This window comes from Streptomyces sp. NPDC048473 (assembly GCF_043200155.1).
Classification (GTDB): Bacteria; Actinomycetota; Actinomycetes; order Streptomycetales; family Streptomycetaceae; genus Streptomyces.
Genome location: NZ_JBICXE010000028.1, coordinates 87,790 through 104,302 on the forward strand (window position 1 = coordinate 87,790; position 16,513 = coordinate 104,302).

Sequence of the window (16,513 nt, forward strand, 5' to 3'; positions counted from 1 at the left end):
CTCACCGGCAGCACACATAGAAGGCTGACACGCGGAGGTAATTGGGTGGGCTTCACAATGCGGCACCCACCGCTGTACAAATGATTACCGGGGAATGCAGCATTGACCCTAAACAGTCGACACCGGTCGACTCGCATCCGCCTAACAGCCGGAAGGCCGGCATCAGCGCATGTCAGACGCGCCGCTGCCGTAGGAAAGGACCGATATCCGTGGCTCAGCGCGTAGTGGTCACCCTCTTCGACGACATCGACGGGGGAGCAGCGGCGGAAACGGTCACCTTCGCCCTGGACGGGAAGTCGTACGAGATCGACCTCAATCCGTCCAATGCAAAGAAACTGCGCAAGGTCCTGGCGCCGTACATGGCGGCCGGTCGAAAGCAGACAAATGCCGGTAAGCGCGGCAAGACCCCTGTGTTGTACCGGCACACCTCACTCGCACCCGACCCGGCGGCCGTGCGCGCCTGGGCCCGCTCCCACCGGATGGAGGTGCCGGCCCGCGGCCGGATCCCCAAGAAGGTCTACGAGGCGTTCCGCGAAGCCAGTTGAGATCCCGGCCCCGGACGGATCGCCCGGACGGGTCGTTCGGGCCGGCCCCCGGACCGCCCGCCGGGACCGGTCGGCGAACACTCTCGAACGCTCCGGCGCACGCCTCGGCGACACCCCGTGGCCACCGACTTGCGCTACACCCCTGCAGGTCGGCTAAAGTCTGGAGCACGCCGAAGGGCAAGGCCGCAAAGCCGAACCTCACGCAGCGTGCGGGTGTAGTTCAGTAGCAGAACATCCCCCTTCCAGGGGGAAGGCGCAGTGTGCAATTCCTGTCACCCGCTCTGCATCACTCTTACCGACCACTTCGGTGGATCCGGTAGGGTAGTGCTCGCACCGCCCGATGGATCTCCTCAAGGGGAGTACGATGAGCGGCAGCAATGCGGACGTGGCTCAGTTGGTAGAGCATCACCTTGCCAAGGTGAGGGTCGCGAGTTCGAATCTCGTCGTCCGCTCTTGATCGGTTTGTTCGGAGGCCCTGGTCGATATCGACCAGGGCCTTCGTCGTATTCCCTTCCGCGCTCCTTGCCTCGTGCTCATGACGTTTGTCATGAGCAGCGGTGACAGCTCGCACTGCTCGCGGCGCCGATCCGGCGGAAATCTGTAGGCATGACCAGCGACGACATTCCCAGCGACCGTGCGGGCGGCGCCATGGCGGGCATCACAGCAGATTTCGCGACCGGTTTCGCGAACGACTCCGTGATCGATCCCGCGACCGATCCTGTGATCGAGGCCGGCGGTGTGCGGCGGCGCTATGCCGGCGGCTTCGAGGCCGTGTCCGGTGTCTCCTTCTCGGTGGCGCGCGGCGAACTCTTCGCCCTGCTCGGCACGAACGGCGCCGGAAAGACCTCCACCGTCGAACTGCTGGAGGGCCTGGCCCGGCCCGACGGCGGCACGGTGCGGGTGCTCGGCCACGACCCGTACCGCGAGCGCGCCGCCGTCCGGCCGCGGATCGGCGTGATGCTCCAGGAGGGTGGCTTCCCGTCCGAGCTGACGGTCACCGAGACCGTTCGGATGTGGGCGGGGTGCACCAGCGGCGCCCGGCCGACCGGTGAGGCGCTGGACCTGGTCGGGCTCACCCACCGGGCGCGCGTACGGGTCAAGCAGCTCTCCGGCGGCGAGCGGCGCCGCCTCGACCTCGCGCTGGCCCTGCTCGGCCGCCCCGAAGTGCTGTTCCTGGACGAGCCGACCACCGGACTCGACGCAGAGGGGCGGCGCGACACCTGGGAGTTGGTACGGGGGCTGCGCGACGACGGGATCACCGTCCTGCTCACCACGCACTACCTGGAGGAAGTCGAGGCGCTCGCCGACCGGCTGGCGATCATGCACCGGGGGCGGATCGTGACGGCGGGCACCACCGCCGAGGTGACGGCGGCCCGCCCCGCCCGCATCCGGTTCCAGCTGCCCGAAGAAGTCCCGGCGGCAAGGCTTCCGCTGACGCTGCTGGCAGCCGCCGAGGGCCACAGGGTCGAGATCCGTACCCACCGGCTGCAGGAGTCGCTGGGTGAGCTGCTGCTCTGGGCGCGGGAGTCGGACGTACGGCTGCTCGGGCTCGATGCCCGGTCGGCCTCGCTCGAAGAGGCATTTCTCGATATCGCGCAGAGCGCGTCGGAGACGGATTCGCAGACGCAGAGGGTGGCTGCCGCATGACGAGCACAACGATGTCCGGGCGGCTGAACGCTCTCGGGCGGGCCGAGCTGACCCTGCTCGCCCGGAACAGGACGGCGGTCTTCGTCGCGCTGCTGGTGCCTTTGGCGATGGTCGCGGCGATGAAGTCGACGCTGGAACAGATCGATCTGGGCGGGACCGGGCTGACCGTGGCCGGGGCGGCGCTCAGCGGCGGCATCGGCATGGTGCTGATGCAGGTCGTCTACATGAACCTGGTCGCTGCCTATGTGGCGCGGCGCGAGGACCTGGTCCTGAAGCGGCTGCGTACCGGCGAGATCGCCGACCGGGAGATCCTCGCCGGGACCGCGCTTCCGTCGGTCGCGCTGGCGCTGGTGCAGACGGTGCTGGTGGTCCTGGCCGGCGCGGTGCTCTTCGGCCTCGGTGCGCCCGAGCGGCCCGAACTGCTCGTCGCGGGCCTGCTGCTGGGTGTGGTGCTGCTGGCGGCGCTGGCCGCCGCCACGTCCGCGATGACCCGGACCGTACAGACGGCGCAGATCACCACGCTGCCGCTATTTCTCGGCTCGATGATGGGTTCCGGGCTCTTCGTACCGCTGGAGGTCCTGCCGGACCGGGTGGCGTCCGTGTGCGAACTGCTGCCGGTGACCGGGGTGATGACGCTCGTACGGGCGGGCTGGCTCGGCGGGGCGGACGGGCATGACCTGCTCGGGGCGGGGCTGACCGCGCTGGCCTGGACGGTACTGGCCGTGTTTGCTGTGCAAAGGTGGTTCCGCTGGGAACCTCGACGCTGAGAGGGGTTGTGCCGTGTGGATGCAGTGGCGGGTACGGGGCTGGCGCGGCCGCAGCGGGTTCGACAAGGTCGACCTGTATACGCGCGGCACGCTGTACGGCCTGGTGTGGTGCGCGGCGGTGGTGCAGACCCTGATGTCGGTGACACGGCTCGTGCGCGACACGGCGCCCGCGGCGCTGATCGCCGCGGCGATCCTCCTCGCCGTCGCCCAGGGGGTCTGCGGGACGGCGCTGACCGCCGGGGGGCTCAAGGAGTATCTGGGCCGGGGAACCGTGGACCGGCGGCTGGTCGCCGTCGGAGCCGTACTGCTGGTGGCGAACGCGGCGGCGATGCTGGCTCTCGCCTCGTTCGCCGGCGTGCGTGACTTCCCGCAGCTGGAGCTTGTGCTCAGCGCCTGCGTGGTGCCCTTCTCCTGCGCGTTCGTACTCTTCGTCCAGAAGTGGGTGGCACTGCTTCAGCAGCTCGCCGTCGCTGTCGGGGTGTGCGCTGTGGTGGATCTGCTCGGCGGCGGCGGTGCGCTGGTGGCGTCTGCGTTCATCGCCACGGCGTTCGGCGGCGGGATGATGTCCGTCACCACGCGGATGTCCGCCTGGTCGCTGGGCGTGATGTTCAAGCTCCGTGAGGCGCAGGACGTGGAGACGCGGCTGGCGGTCGCCGAGGAGCGGCTGCGGTTCGGCCGGGACATGCACGACGTCCTGGGCCGGAATCTGGCCGTGATCGCACTGAAGAGCGAGCTGGCGGTGGAGCTGGCCCAGCGCGGCAAGCCTGCGGCCGTGGACCAGATGGTCGAGGTGATGCGTATCGCCCGCGCCTCCCAGCAGGAGGTGCGCGATGTCGTACGGGGATACCGGGAGGCCGATCTGAGTACCGAACTCGTGGGCGCGCAGAGCGTGTTGCGGGCGGCCGGGATCGAGTGCGCGGTGGAGGGCGATGACGGCGGTCCGCTGCCCGCGCCCGTGCAGTCGGCGCTCGGCTGGGTGGTGCGAGAGGCGGCGACCAATGTGCTGCGGCACGGCGATCCGCGGCACTGCGTGATCCGGCTGCGCGCTTCGGCGGACGTGGTGGTGCTGGAGGTGGAGAACGACGGGGCGACGCAGGCCGTCGCCGGGCCGGGCGGTTCCGGGCTGGCCGGACTGCGGGAGCGGCTTCACGCGCTCGACGGTTCGATGGACGCGGGTCCGGCGGGGAACGGGCTGTTCCGGCTGACGGCCACGATCCCGCTGCCGCGGTCGCGCACGGCTCTTGCTCTTCAGGAGGAACGACGATGACGGCTGTACGGGTGCTGCTCGCCGACGACGAGCATCTGATCCGGGGCGCGCTGGCCGCGCTCCTCGCCCTGGAGGACGACCTCGTGGTGGTCGCGGAGGCGGCGACCGGTCCGGAGGCGCTGGCCATGGCGCGGGCCCATCGTCCCGATGTGGCGGTCCTCGATCTGGAGATGCCGGGCGCCGACGGTGTGAGCGTCGCCACATCCCTGCGGACCGAACTGCCCGATTGCCGGACGATGATCGTGACGAGTCACGGCCGGCCGGGACATCTGAAGCGGGCACTCGCGGCGGGCGTGCGGGCCTTCGTACCGAAGACCGTCAGCGCCCGGCAGCTGGCCGGGATCATCCGTACCGTGCACGCCGGAAACCGTTATGTGGACCCGGAGTTGGCGGCCGATGCGATCTCCGCCGGGGACTCGCCGCTGACCGCGCGCGAGGCCGAGGTGCTGGAACTCGCGGCCGACGGGGCGCCGGTCGCGGAGATCGCGGAGCGGGCGTCGCTGTCGCAGGGAACCGTGCGGAACTACCTCTCGGCGGCCGCCTCGAAGCTCGGGGCGGAGAACCGTCATGCTGCGGTGCGTCTCGCACGCGAGCGCGGATGGGTATAGTGGTCCTCGCGCTTCGGCGCTTGCGGACGTAGCTCAGTTGGTAGAGCGCAACCTTGCCAAGGTTGAGGTCGCCAGTTCGAACCTGGTCGTCCGCTCGGTTCAGCAAGAAGCCCCCGGCCTTTCGGCCGGGGGCTTCTTCGTGTTCCGGGAGCTGCTACTGCCAGGGCGTGCCGGTGAGGAGTTCGTATGCCTCCAGGTACTTCGCCCGGGTCGCGTCCACGATCTCCTGGGGCAGCGCCGGGGGCGGCTGCTCGCTCTTGCGGTCCCAGCCGGAGGCCGGCGAGGTCAGCCAGTCGCGCACGAACTGCTTGTCGTAACTGGGCTGGGCCCTGCCCGGCTCCCAGGTGGCCGCGGGCCAGAAGCGGGAGGAGTCCGGGGTCAGCACCTCGTCCGCGATGATCAGCTCCTCGCCGCCGTCGGCCGTGGGAGCGAAGCCGAACTCGAACTTCGTGTCGGCGAGGATGATCCCGCGCTCGCGCGCGATGTCACGGGCCCTGCTGTACACGTCCAGCGTGGTGCGGCGCAGCTGGGCGGCGGTCTCCGCGCCGGCCTGGCGGGCCACCTCCTCGTAGCTCACGTTCTCGTCGTGGTCACCGACGGCCGCCTTGGTGGCGGGGGTGAAGATCGGCGCCGGGAGTTCGGAGCCGTCGACGAGGCCCTCGGGCAGCGCGAGGCCGCAGACCGTGCGGGACTCTTTGTACTCGACGAGGCCGGAGCCGGTGAGGTAGCCGCGGGCGACGCACTCGACCGGGACCATCCGCAGCGACTTGCAGATCAGTGTGCGGCCGGCCCAGTCCGCGGGGGCTCCGGTGGGGAGTTCCGCGGACAGGACGTGGTTCGGTACGAGGTCGGCGAGCTGGTCGAACCACCACAGCGAGAGCCGGGTGAGCACCCGGCCCTTGTCCGGAATCTCGGTCGGCAGGACCCAGTCGTACGCGGACATGCGGTCGCTGGCGACCATGACGAGGTCGCCCGCCTCGTTCCGGTACAGGTCGCGCACCTTGCCGGTGTGGAGGTGGGTGAGCCCCGGGACCTGCACTGGTTCGGGCTTTTCTACAAATCCGGACACGCTGCCTCCGCGTAGGTTGATCCAGGAGTCGTACCGATTCTCCCGTATCGGGGTGCGGCGGGGTGGAGCGGGGCGTCCGTGGCGCCGAGTGCCGTGGCCTCGGAGGCGTTTCAGGCGCGTTTGCTATTCAGGCGCGTTTGCTTTTCAGGCGCGTTTGCAGATGCGGTCGAGGAGATTGGCAGTGGCCCGCTGAATGCGGGGGTCCACATGGCCGGGGCGGTCCAGCGCCGGGGACCAGGCGAAGGTGCCGGAGGCGAAGACGAGTGCGCCGGACGGGGCCCGGTACAGGGAGGTCTCCTGGTGGCGCTTGACCCCTTCGCTGTCCTGATACGGGGAGTGGGCGAGCAGGATGCGGTTCTCGTGCTCGGGGAGTGCGGTGCGCGGGAAGTAGCGGTCGGCCTCGCCCGCGACCAGGCCCTCGATCTCGTCGCCCTCGCCGGCGTCCGTCGCGTCCCACAGCCAGTGCTCGGCGTTCCGTACGACCAGGGGGTGCGGATCGGGGACCCGGCCCGCGTACTGGATGCCGAGGAGCTGCTGCTCGGGGCGGTCGATCTCGCGCCAGAGCGCGGGCTTTCCCGGGCCGTGGCGCTTGCGGCAGGTGAGCAGCCGGTCCGGGACGCCGGACGGCGACGGGGAGAGGCTGACCTGCCAGTACATGGTGTTGGCGGAGAGGAAGACGAGCGAGGTGCCGCCGTCGCGGGCGAGTTCGACGGTACGGCGCATGGGCACCGACCAGTACTCGTCATGGCCGGGGAAGACCAGGCCCCGGTAGCGGCCCGGGTCGATCCGGCCCGCGTGCAGATCGCGGGTGTCGGCGTACGCGATGTCGTAGCCGTACCGCTCGGCCCAGCGGATGAAGTCGTAGGCATGACCGACGTGGAGTGGCAGACCGGCGCCCGCGTACGGGCGGTCGAAGGAGACGGTGACCGCGGCGTCCTCCTCGCCCAGGAGGCGGCCCTGCTCGTCCCAGGCGTGGTAGAGGCTGGCGCCGGTGCGGCCGTCCTCCGGGTAGAGGTTGTACGCCTGCCAGGTGATGTCCGGCAGGACCAGCAGCAGATCGGCCGGGTGGTCGTCGCGGACCGTGAACGGGATGTGGGAGCGGTATCCGTCGACCGTGGTGAGCACGGCGACGTACGCGCCGATCGACCAGTAGGTGGGGATCTGCAGCCGCCAGGACTGCCACCAGTGGTGGCAGGAGACCGTGCGGTCGGCAGTGAGCGGGGCGGGCTGGACGATGCCGGAGAGCCGGGGGCTCGTGGTGATCTTGGCGGCGCCGTCGCCCCCGTAGTGACCGATGCGGTAGATGTCCACGGAGAACTGCTGGGGCGGGTCCACGGTGATGTGGAAGTCGATCGCCTCTCCGGGGGCCGCGGCGCCCGTGGAGATGAAGCCCTTGATCTGGCGGTGCACATCGTCGGCCGTACGGGTACCGCCGTCGGTGGAGCTGCGGGCCAGGGTGGGGTCCGCGTACCAGGGGACGACATGTCCGGTGTCGTCGAAGTAGTTCTCACTGCCGCGCAGCCATGGCAGCGGGCCCTGGCCGAAGGGGTCGGAGACGGCGTGCGCGAGGGCACCCGACTCCCATCGGCGAATCTGCTCCGCCCCCATACCGCTTCCCTCCCTCTAGTCCCCAGAGACAACTGTGAGACAACGGTCGATCGCCACCGGTGATGACTGGAATTCGTCACCGGCCGTGCGTCATCGGTGCGCCAACAGTGATGCGCCGGCTGTCAGCGTCGATCCCCAGCACATCACATAACGCACGCACTCCGTCACCGTTCGTCGCGAATTGACGTGAACGGAACGTGCCCTTCCGGGTATTGGGGGTGCGGCGGCCCCCGGCGGCGGTGTCTCTGAGCAGAGTGGAGATGCTGTGGCTCAGCTCTGTCATCGAGATCGCCGAGGTCGCCGAGGTCGCCGAGGTTCATGGTTCAGACGAGGCGGACGGGTTTGTCGATGCGTACGCCGACCGAGGCGAGCCAGGAACACAGCGGCCCCGCATCCCCGTCCTCGACCAGGCTGAGGACGGGACTGCCCAGATCCGCCCGGCGCTCGCCGCCGACCAGCAGCGCGGGACCGTCGAGCCAGTCGAGTCCGGGCGCCGCACCCGCCGTGTCGACGGCGGCGCAGCAGACCATCGCCGCGACGTGGTCGGCGAGCAGTTCCGTACCCGTACGGGGCGGCTGGAGCGGGAAGAGCGGGAGGGGGTCGGGGCCCCAGAAGTCCAGGACGTCCCCACCCGTGTGAGCGGTGCTCCGGGCGCCCGCCGGGCTCGATGTGCCGCCGGCCGGGGGCGGCTGTTGGGCCGCCGCCTCCTCGCGGGCCACCGCGGCGCTGATGCCGGCCGCGAGCTCCTCGCCGCTCCCACGCCGGCCGGCCAGATGCTCGACGACACGGGCCAGCGTGGGCACTCCGGCGTCGACGGGATACGCGGGACAGTCGGGATCGTCCGAGGAGCCGTCGGCGGGCGACGCGGGCTCCGTACCCAGCGAGTCGAGGACACGGTGCAGGCGTGCGGCCTCGGCGCGCCACTTCCGGTCGACCACCTCTTCCGGATACTGCTGCCAGTCGACCGGCGACCAGTCAGGACCGGTCTCCGCCGGGCCGCCGTGGAAGAGCCGGGCCGCCAGCAGCGATGCCGCCTCGTCGGCCGCGCCCGGCTCCTCCAGGAGGTCACAGGCAGGGCGCTCGCCCAGCCGCGAGGTGAATCCGTCGGCGAGCCGGTCGCGCCGGGAGAGCTCGGTGAGGGCGGACACGACGCCCGCGTCCAGCCGGGACGGCCAACGGCCCATCCGCCAGGCGGGCAGCGCGACCCGGGTGAGCAGCCGGTCCCAGCCCGCGTAGGCGAGCCCGACCTGCTCCTGGGCGACGATCCGCAGACCGTAATCCACACCCTGTGCACGAACCGACGCGGCGGCGGCTACGCCCCGCTCCATCTCCGCGGCGTGCGTGCGACAACTGCGCAGCAGCAACCGGGCGACCCAGCCGACGAAGGCCCGCGGCACTCTGCGCACCCGGGACAGCGGCCCGGAAACGGGCGCGGCCGCGTCGGCAACCGCTCCGTCCAGCCCTCGTACGAAACGACGCGCCGCGGCTATGTCGGGATGCGCGGAGGGGCCCGTGCCCGCGACGACCGGGGCGAGCACCGCCCGTAGCTCAGCGACCCGCATCCACCACAGGAACGGCGAACCGATGACCAGCACGGGAGCGGCCTGGACCCGACGACGGATCCGGCCCGCGGAACGCGTTCCCTGATCCGCTGCGGGGCCTGCGGCGGGCTGCGCCGAGGGGTGTGTGCGGTCCTCCAGCCAGCTGTCGCAGTCGGGCGTGAGCGCTATCGCCGAGGGCGCGGGAACCCCGAGCCGTTCGGCGAGGTCCCTGACCAGGCGGTAGAGATCGGGGGCGGCATCCTCCGGGAGCGGGACGGTCGGACTGACCGCCGGCCTCGCCCGTGCGATCGCGACCGCGACCGCCGCGGCGAGCAGGAGCACGACGACCGCGCAGGCCGTCACGACCCAGCGCGCCGTGTCCCAGCCGCTGCCGACGGCATGGCCCTGTGCGCCCGCGACGAGCAGCACGACGGCCACCGCCGCCGGCAGGATGGCTGCGGCTGTCGCTCTGCTGCGGATGCGCAGCAGAGCGAGAGCCCGGGCGCGCGCACTCTGCGCACCCAACTCCTCACTTGTACCGGTACCGGACACGGCCGGACGTCACCCCCTCTGCCCCCGCGGCGGTGTTGCTCACTCCCCCACTGTGGCACCCGTCACTGACATCGCAATGCCAGTGGGCCAAGTGCCGGAATGCTTGCGCCGCACCCTAGTTGGGGCCTCGGCGGGCGTCATCCGGATGGCGCAGCCGTCACTCGATGGAATGGCTTTGGGCAAAGGTGCTGACGCGCCGCTGTCCTTGGGGCAGCGGCGCGTCAGTGGGTGTCGACGGGGGGCCGGGGCGGGCCTGAGCCGCGACTGGGGCGGACCCGTCCGATCCGAGTGCGGACCCGCCCGGACCGCTGCGGACCCGTCCGGACCGCTGCGGACCCGTCCGGACCGCTGCGGACCCGTCCGGACCGCTGCGGACCCGTCCGGACCGCTGCGGTCTCAGGCCTCCGCGGCCTTCTGGGCAATGTCCGTACGGAACTGCGAGCCGTCGAGCCGGATCCGGGCCGCCGCCGTGTAGGCACGCTCACGGGCGCCTGCAAGGTCCTTGCCGGTCGCGGTCACGGACAGCACCCGGCCGCCCGCGCTGACGATCGTGTCGCCGTCCCGCCTGGTCCCGGCGTGCAGGACGTACGCATGCGGGGCATCCTGCGCCGCCACATCGTCGAGCCCTTCGATCGGGTCACCCGTGCGCGGCGTACCCGGGTAGTTGTGCGAGGCGATGACCACGGTGACGGCGGCCTCGTCGCGCCACTTGAGCGGGGGCAGCTCGTCGAGGGTGCCGTTGGCGGAGCCCAGCAGGACACCGGCCAGCGGGGTCTTCAGACGGGCCAGGACCACCTGGGTCTCGGGGTCACCGAAACGGGCGTTGAACTCGATCACCCGGACGCCGCGCGAGGTGATCGCGAGGCCCGCGTACAGCAGCCCGGAGAACGGGGTGCCACGGCGGCGGAGCTCGTCGACGGTCGGCTGGAGCACCGACTGCATGACCTCATCGACCAGCTTGGGGTCGGCCCACGGGAGCGGGGAGTACGCGCCCATGCCGCCGGTGTTCGGGCCCTCGTCGTTGTCCAGGGCACGCTTGAAGTCCTGCGCGGGCTGGAGCGGCAGCACGGTGGTGCCGTCCGTGATCGCGAAGAGGCTGACCTCGGGGCCGTCGAGGAACTCCTCGATGACCACGCGGTCGCAGGCCAGGGCGTGGGCGCGGGCCGCCTCGACGTCGTCGGTGACGACGACGCCCTTGCCGGCCGCGAGACCGTCGTCCTTGACGACGTACGGGGCGCCGAAGGCATCGAGGGCCGCGTCGATCTCGGCAGGGGTGGTGCAGACGTAGCTGCGGGCGGTCGGGACGCCGGCCCCGGCCATCACGTCCTTGGCAAACGCCTTGGAACCCTCCAGCTGGGCCGCCTCACCGGAGGGGCCGAAGCAGGGGATGCCCGCGGCGCGCACGGCGTCGGCGACCGCGGCGACGAGCGGCGCCTCCGGGCCGACGACCACCAGCTCGGCGCCCAGTTCAGTGGCGAGGCGCGCGACGGCGTTGCCGTCGAGTGCGTCGACCGGGTGCAGTTCGGCCACCTCCGCGATGCCGGCGTTGCCGGGAGCGCAGTACAGAGCGGTGACGTCGGGGTCGAGGGAGAGAGAGCGGCACAGGGCGTGTTCGCGGGCGCCGCCGCCGATGACGAGGACCTTCACGGGATGCAGCCTAGCCGCCGGGGCGACGCGACCTTGACGGACGCCGCTCCGTGGACACACTGGGCTCGCCCCGGGCGGGCGACCCGGGCACCCCGGAGCGCACCCCGCACTCGTTGCTACTCGTTGGTGAACTCCTCGACGACCGTGGCGCCCAGTTCGCGGACGATCAGGTCGTGCCCGGAGAGCGCCGAGTCGACGAGGTCCGGGTCGTCCGCCTCGGGGGTGTCGTCCTCGGGAGCGACCGAGCGCGGGGGTTCGGGCGCGGAGTAGGACTGCGGTACGGGCTCCGCGGCGGGTGCGGCGCTCGGCTGCTGGTGCGGGGCGGGCCGGGGTTCGTAACCCTGCTGGGGCGCGGGGGCCGGACGCTGCGGCGCGGGCGTTGCGGAGGCGGAGGGGCGGCCGCCGCCGGTCTGCGGGGGTGCGCCCGCGCCGCCCGACGGGTCGACGATCGCCTCGATCTTCCACTGTGCGTTGAACCGCTCGGCGAGGGCCTGCTTCAGCACATCCTCGCTGCCGCTGCTCGTGAAGTTGTCGCGCGCGCCCGCGTTCAGGAAGCCGATCTGCAGGGTGCTGCCGTCGAAGCCGGTGACCTGGGCGTTCTGACTGAGCAGGATCCAGGTGAACCGGCGGCGGTTCTTCACGGCCTCCAGGATGTCCGGCCACATGTTCCGTACCTGGCCGGCGCCCTGCGTCATCCCCGGGCCGGGCTCGGCGGCGGCGGGCACCGGTGCCGCGGGCGCGGCCTGGGCCGGGGCGGGGGCCGGGGCTGCCTGCGGGACCGGCGACTGGCCGGGGGCGGAAGCGGTGGGCCAGCCACCGGGACGGCGGCCCGATTCCGGCGCGGCGGCGCTGGGCCAGGCGCCGGGACGCTGGCCGCCCGCGGGAGCCGGGACCGGGGCCTCGGCAGGCGACTGCGGAGCGGCAGGAACGACGGGCGCCACGGGCTGCGAGGGCGCCGGGGGCGCTGCGGCGGGTGCGGGCGCTGCGGCGGGGGCGGGCGGTGTCGCGGGGGCGGGTGCCTCTCCCCGTGCCGCCGCACGGGCGGCAGCGGGTCCGGCGCCGGGCTGCACGGCCGGGGTGACGGGGACGGGGGCATGGGCCAGAGCCTCCGGCCCGGGTACGTATCCCATGGCAGGCCCCGTACCGGCGGTCGCGAAGGATGCGCCGCGCTCCAGCCGGTCGAGCCGGGCCTGCAGCGAACGCTCGTCGTCGAAGGCTGCGGGCAGCAGCACCCGGGCGCAGATCAGCTCGACCTGGAGGCGCGGCGAGGTCGCCCCGCGCATCTCCGTCAGCCCCTCGTTGACCAGGTCGGCGGCGCGGCTCAGCTCGGCAGCACCGAAGACGGACGCCTGGGCCTGCATCCGCTCGACGACATCGACGGGTGCGTCGATCAGGCCCTTCTCCCCGGCGTCCGGCACGGCGGCCAGGATCACCAGGTCACGCAGCCGCTCCAGGAGGTCGGCGACAAAGCGGCGCGGGTCGTTGCCGCCCTCAATCACCCGGTCCACGACCTCGAACGCCGCGGCCCCGTCGCCCGCCGCGAAGGCGTCCACGATCGAGTCGAGCAGCGAGCCGTCCGTATAACCGAGCAGCGAGGTCGCCATGGCGTATGTCACACCGTCGTCGCCCGCGCCGGCCAGCAGCTGGTCCATCACGGACATCGAGTCACGCACGGAACCGGCGCCGGCCCGCACGACCAGCGGCAGCACGCCGTCCTCGACGTAGCTGTTCTCCTTGCCGCAGACCTCGGCGAGATATTCGCGCAGTGTGCCCGGCGGAACGAGACGGAACGGGTAGTGGTGCGTACGCGACCGGATGGTGCCGATGACCTTCTCGGGCTCGGTGGTCGCGAAGATGAACTTGAGATGCTCCGGCGGCTCCTCGACCACCTTCAGCAGGGCGTTGAACCCCGCCGATGTGACCATGTGCGCCTCGTCGATGATGTAGATCTTGTAACGACTCGACGCGGGCCCGAAGAACGCCTTCTCCCGCAGGTCACGGGCGTCGTCCACGCCACCGTGCGATGCGGCGTCGATCTCGATGACATCGATCGATCCCGGCCCGTTGCGCGCGAGGTCCTGGCAGGACTGGCACTCCCCGCACGGCGTGGGCGTCGGCCCCTGCTCGCAGTTCAGACAGCGGGCGAGGATGCGCGCGCTGGTCGTCTTGCCGCAACCGCGCGGACCGCTGAACAGGTACGCGTGATTGACCCGGTTGTTCCGCAGGGCCTGCTGCAGCGGGTCAGTGACATGCTCCTGCCCGATGACCTCGGCGAACGACTCGGGGCGATAGCGGCGGTACAGCGCAAGGGACGACACACATACGAGGTTATCCGGGCGGACTGACAACCGGCCCCGGACCGGCGAAGCGCCGCACCCCCTGGAAACACAAGGGCCCCCCACGCACCCGCCAGAGCCGACCTACCCTTGCTGCCTTCCGGCCCTGGGGGAGTTCAGTCAGATAGCGCCACGTGAGGGGCTGATGCCCACCTTAGCCGATCCCCACCCCTGCCGGTCCACTGCCCCACCTTCCGGAACCGCCCGGGACGAGCCCGAGGTGAGCTGGAGGGGAACGGGTTCGCGAGCACTCCTCAACGTCTTGTATTGTTTGCCGCGGAGGATTCGCCTAGTGGCCTAGGGCGCACGCTTGGAAAGCGTGTTGGGGGCAACCCCTCACGAGTTCGAATCTCGTATCCTCCGCCATTGCTCTCACCGGGCAATACGTCGAAGGGCCCCGCTGCTTGCAGTGGGGCCCTTCGACGTTCGTGGTCTCAACTTGATGTTCAACCCGACGTTGTCGTTCGGGAAGGAGGTCGATGTCGACGCGACCGCAAGAGCCGGGGGAGACATGGGCGCCCCTCGGGTCGGCACCGCTCAGTCGACATCGGCCGGTGGGTCGTGGCGGGTCCCGCGCCGGCTCTCCGCGAGCGCCTGTTCGAGCTGCTCCTGTGCTCGCCGTTCGATGCCCTCACTGTCGTGCAGCAGCTCGTCCATCTCCGTCGCTGTGGGCCGGGCAGGCGGCGAACTCTCGTCGGTGAGGCGTTCGTAGAGCCATGCACAGGCCCGGCTTTCGTCGGCGAAGGTCTCCAGTACCTCGCGTCTGCCGCGCTCGTGGACTCCCACGATCCACTCGCCCTCACGCTGAGCCAGGTAGTAGCCCTCAAGCGGAGGGTGGCCGCCCGGGCAGCCGGGGATCTCGTAGTGGGCATCGGGAACTCCGGCTGCCCGCAGCGCCTCGCACAGCTGATGACGGTCCACGAAACCAGTCTCCCATCCGGGGCGATCTGTACGAGGCATGCGACAGCCGTCGCAGCCGGGAAGCTAAGAGGTCGCGAGCCGCACCAGGGTCCCGTTGCGCACCAGGTCCAGCACGGAGGTGCGCGGAATGTTCGGGCAGTACGAGCTGGACGTCACGTACTGGACGCCCAGGCCGGGCTGCTCGAACGCCGGGGCGATCGGTCCCGCGCACACCGTGACGTCCCTGGTCACGCGGTACACGTAGTAGTTGTACGGGTGACGCGGATCGGCGGTGTTGAGGCTGGACGGCGGGATGCTCCGCTTCCCGTACTTGGTGCCGGCGGGTGCCAGATAGCGGCCCGCCTCGTTGCCGAAGCGGTCGACCTTCTGACCCGCGTGGAGCACGAGTTCGGCAGCGACCGGCTGCCCCTGGGGGTCCTTCGCGTAACCGTCGGCGTCCGGGTAGCGCCAGTCGCCCTGGCCGGTGTCGGCGGCCGGGTCCCACCACCGGTTCAGGAACTGGGTCGCGGTGAGGCTGCCGAGGCGCTGGTAGCCGTCGAGGGTGTTCGCCACCAGCCCACGGGTCGGCAGCTCCTTCGGGCCGAGCCGCCAGTCGTCGCAGAAATAGTCCGAGCGCAGGGCGTACGGAATGGGGTCCGGTACCAGGCCCCGGCAGACGTGTGGCCGGTGCGTGTCATCGGCGGCCGTTGCGACCGGTGCCGCCTGGGCGGCCGGAGCGCCGAGAAACAGCGAGCCCAGCAGGGCAGCCGCGGCGGCAAGCCCGGCACACCGTCGTGGTGATGTCACTACAACTCCTGGTGATCGTGTCTGGGGACGTCGTCACGGTGCGGGGTGGCACGGGAAAGGGGCCGTGCGGACCAGCCCCGGAAGGACAAATGACGACGTGCGGAAGATCACTCAAACCACAGGGGAGAGTGAGAGGGAGTGACGGCGCGGGTGATGCGCCCGAATGAGTGCGCGCCGCGCCCCAATGGGCGATGACCGCCGCGCGTGCGGGGCCGTACCCGTCGATGGACCGGCGTCAGCCAGGTCACGGGCGCCGATGCGCCCCCAAGAATCGCGACATCAGTGATCGACCTCGACGACGAACTACTGACCGCCGTGGCTCAGGCACTGGGGACCAGCACCAAGAAGGAGACGGTCAACACCGCTCTGCGCGAGGTGCTCGAGAACCGCCGACGGGCCCTCGCTCTCACTCGACTGCGCGCGGCAGCGGACGAAGGGGGCTTCGATCTGGACCTCTTCACGGACAAGAGGGACTACCGGCGATGAGCGCGGCCCAGTTCCTGATCGACACCAGCGCGCTCGCCCGATTCCTTCATGGCGACGCCGAACAGTACGGATGGGACCAGGCCGCCACGGCAGGACTCATCGCAACCTGCCCGATCACCGAGCTGGAGTTCTTCCACAGCACCCGCTCCGCCGCAGACCGTACACGCGGCATCGACGACATGCGGCTGCTTCGGCTCGGCGCCCGTCGATGACCGTGCGTACGACCGCGCCCGGCAGGTTCAGGGGCTGCTCACCCAGCGCGGTCGGCACCGCAGTGCGGGAGCTGTGGACCTCGTCGTTGCCGCCACCGCAGAACTCCAGGGTCTGACCCTCCTGCACCGCGACCACGACTTCGATTGCATCGCCGCCGTCACCGGTCAAGCTATGCAGTGGTACGGCCCGGAGGCCGGTAGATGAACGAGCGTCCGGTCTCAGTTCCGGTCGCATTCGCAGGCGTACAACACAGTTCAGCGAGCCTGTAGCCGCTGGCTCCGCCACAGGTCGGGACGCCCATGACTGTCCCCGAACGGCCGGACGAAGACTTGGAAAGCGTGTTGGGGGCAACCCCTCACGAGTTCGAATCTCGTATCCTCCGCCATTGCTCTCACCGGGCAATACGTCGAAGGGCCCCACCGCTTCTTGAGTTCTAGTGGTCGTTGCAACACCCCAGCTCAGGGGATGCAATGGACTTCGAGATACGTAAGGACCGGGGGCCGCAGGGGCGGAAGAAGCT

General features: G+C 70.8%; 13 protein-coding genes, 4 tRNA genes, 1 other RNA gene and 1 pseudogene. 11 read left to right on the plus strand and 8 right to left on the minus strand.

Going from position 1 to position 16,513, the window contains the following annotated elements; translation table 11 throughout:
* The first annotated feature begins 209 nt into the window (after positions 1–209).
* From ACGFU7_RS33515 to ACGFU7_RS33550, 8 genes are all read left to right on the plus strand, one after another.
* Positions 210–545, plus strand: a complete 336-nt coding sequence (locus ACGFU7_RS33515; protein WP_393700901.1) for an Lsr2 family protein — start codon at positions 210–212, stop codon at positions 543–545.
* A gap of 209 nt (positions 546–754) precedes the next feature.
* A tRNA-Gly gene (locus ACGFU7_RS33520) sits at positions 755–826 on the plus strand.
* A gap of 98 nt (positions 827–924) precedes the next feature.
* Positions 925–997, plus strand: a tRNA-Gly gene (locus ACGFU7_RS33525).
* Positions 998–1,151: 154 nt separating this feature from the next.
* Positions 1,152–2,192, plus strand: a complete 1,041-nt coding sequence (locus ACGFU7_RS33530) for an ABC transporter ATP-binding protein (protein ID WP_393700903.1) — start codon at positions 1,152–1,154, stop codon at positions 2,190–2,192.
* Positions 2,189–2,959 carry an ABC transporter permease gene (locus tag ACGFU7_RS33535; protein WP_393700904.1) on the plus strand — a complete coding sequence of 257 codons (771 nt, stop codon included), beginning with the start codon at positions 2,189–2,191 and terminating at the stop codon, positions 2,957–2,959. Before ACGFU7_RS33530 ends, ACGFU7_RS33535 begins: the two co-directional genes overlap by 4 nt.
* Positions 2,960–2,978: 19 nt before the next feature.
* Positions 2,979–4,226: a sensor histidine kinase gene (locus ACGFU7_RS33540; protein WP_393700929.1), complete on the plus strand. Its 1,248-nt coding sequence runs from the start codon at positions 2,979–2,981 to the stop codon at positions 4,224–4,226.
* Positions 4,223–4,834, plus strand: a complete 612-nt coding sequence (locus ACGFU7_RS33545) for a response regulator (protein WP_393700906.1) — start codon at positions 4,223–4,225, stop codon at positions 4,832–4,834. Before ACGFU7_RS33540 ends, ACGFU7_RS33545 begins: the two co-directional genes overlap by 4 nt.
* A gap of 22 nt (positions 4,835–4,856) precedes the next feature.
* Positions 4,857–4,929, plus strand: a tRNA-Gly gene (locus ACGFU7_RS33550).
* A 59-nt stretch (positions 4,930–4,988) separates the two neighbouring features.
* On the opposite strand, the gene ACGFU7_RS33555 is transcribed toward ACGFU7_RS33550, so the two are convergent.
* The 6 genes from ACGFU7_RS33555 to ffs form a co-directional block, all read right to left on the minus strand.
* The gene (locus ACGFU7_RS33555) at positions 4,989–5,903 is read right to left on the minus strand and encodes a phosphoribosylaminoimidazolesuccinocarboxamide synthase (RefSeq protein ID WP_393700908.1); all 915 of its coding nucleotides are present in this window, start codon (positions 5,901–5,903) and stop codon (positions 4,989–4,991) included.
* A gap of 144 nt (positions 5,904–6,047) precedes the next feature.
* Positions 6,048–7,511, minus strand: coding sequence for a N,N-dimethylformamidase beta subunit family domain-containing protein (locus ACGFU7_RS33560; RefSeq protein WP_393700910.1), 1,464 nt, complete (start codon positions 7,509–7,511; stop codon positions 6,048–6,050).
* 323 nt (positions 7,512–7,834) lie between these two features.
* Positions 7,835–9,604 (minus strand): hypothetical protein, encoded by a 1,770-nt coding sequence (locus ACGFU7_RS33565; RefSeq protein ID WP_393700912.1) that lies wholly within the window; start codon positions 9,602–9,604, stop codon positions 7,835–7,837.
* A gap of 396 nt (positions 9,605–10,000) precedes the next feature.
* Positions 10,001–11,251 (minus strand): phosphoribosylamine--glycine ligase, encoded by a 1,251-nt coding sequence (purD, locus tag ACGFU7_RS33570; RefSeq protein WP_393700914.1) that lies wholly within the window; start codon positions 11,249–11,251, stop codon positions 10,001–10,003.
* A gap of 116 nt (positions 11,252–11,367) precedes the next feature.
* The gene (locus tag ACGFU7_RS33575) at positions 11,368–13,569 is read right to left on the minus strand and encodes a DNA polymerase III subunit gamma and tau (RefSeq protein ID WP_393700915.1); all 2,202 of its coding nucleotides are present in this window, start codon (positions 13,567–13,569) and stop codon (positions 11,368–11,370) included.
* Positions 13,570–13,637: 68 nt separating this feature from the next.
* An RNA gene (ffs, locus tag ACGFU7_RS33580) (signal recognition particle sRNA small type) lies at positions 13,638–13,734 on the minus strand.
* A gap of 131 nt (positions 13,735–13,865) precedes the next feature.
* On the opposite strand from ffs, the gene ACGFU7_RS33585 reads away from it, so the two are divergent.
* Positions 13,866–13,953: transfer RNA gene (locus tag ACGFU7_RS33585), tRNA-Ser, on the plus strand.
* A 171-nt stretch (positions 13,954–14,124) separates the two neighbouring features.
* On the opposite strand, the gene ACGFU7_RS33590 is transcribed toward ACGFU7_RS33585, so the two are convergent.
* Together ACGFU7_RS33590 and ACGFU7_RS33595 are read right to left on the minus strand one after the other, a co-directional pair.
* Entirely contained in the window at positions 14,125–14,508 is a 384-nt protein-coding gene (locus ACGFU7_RS33590) for a hypothetical protein (RefSeq protein WP_393700917.1), read from the minus strand.
* Positions 14,509–14,571: 63 nt separating this feature from the next.
* Positions 14,572–15,294, minus strand: coding sequence for a TNT domain-containing protein (locus ACGFU7_RS33595; protein ID WP_393700918.1), 723 nt, complete (start codon positions 15,292–15,294; stop codon positions 14,572–14,574).
* A 270-nt stretch (positions 15,295–15,564) separates the two neighbouring features.
* Between ACGFU7_RS33595 and ACGFU7_RS33600 the strand changes: the two genes are divergently transcribed.
* Positions 15,565–15,780, plus strand: a complete 216-nt coding sequence (locus ACGFU7_RS33600) for a type II toxin-antitoxin system VapB family antitoxin (protein WP_393700931.1) — start codon at positions 15,565–15,567, stop codon at positions 15,778–15,780.
* A pseudogene (locus ACGFU7_RS33605) lies at positions 15,777–16,197 on the plus strand (PIN domain nuclease). Before ACGFU7_RS33600 ends, ACGFU7_RS33605 begins: the two are co-directional and overlap by 4 nt.
* Positions 16,198–16,513 lie beyond the last annotated feature (316 nt).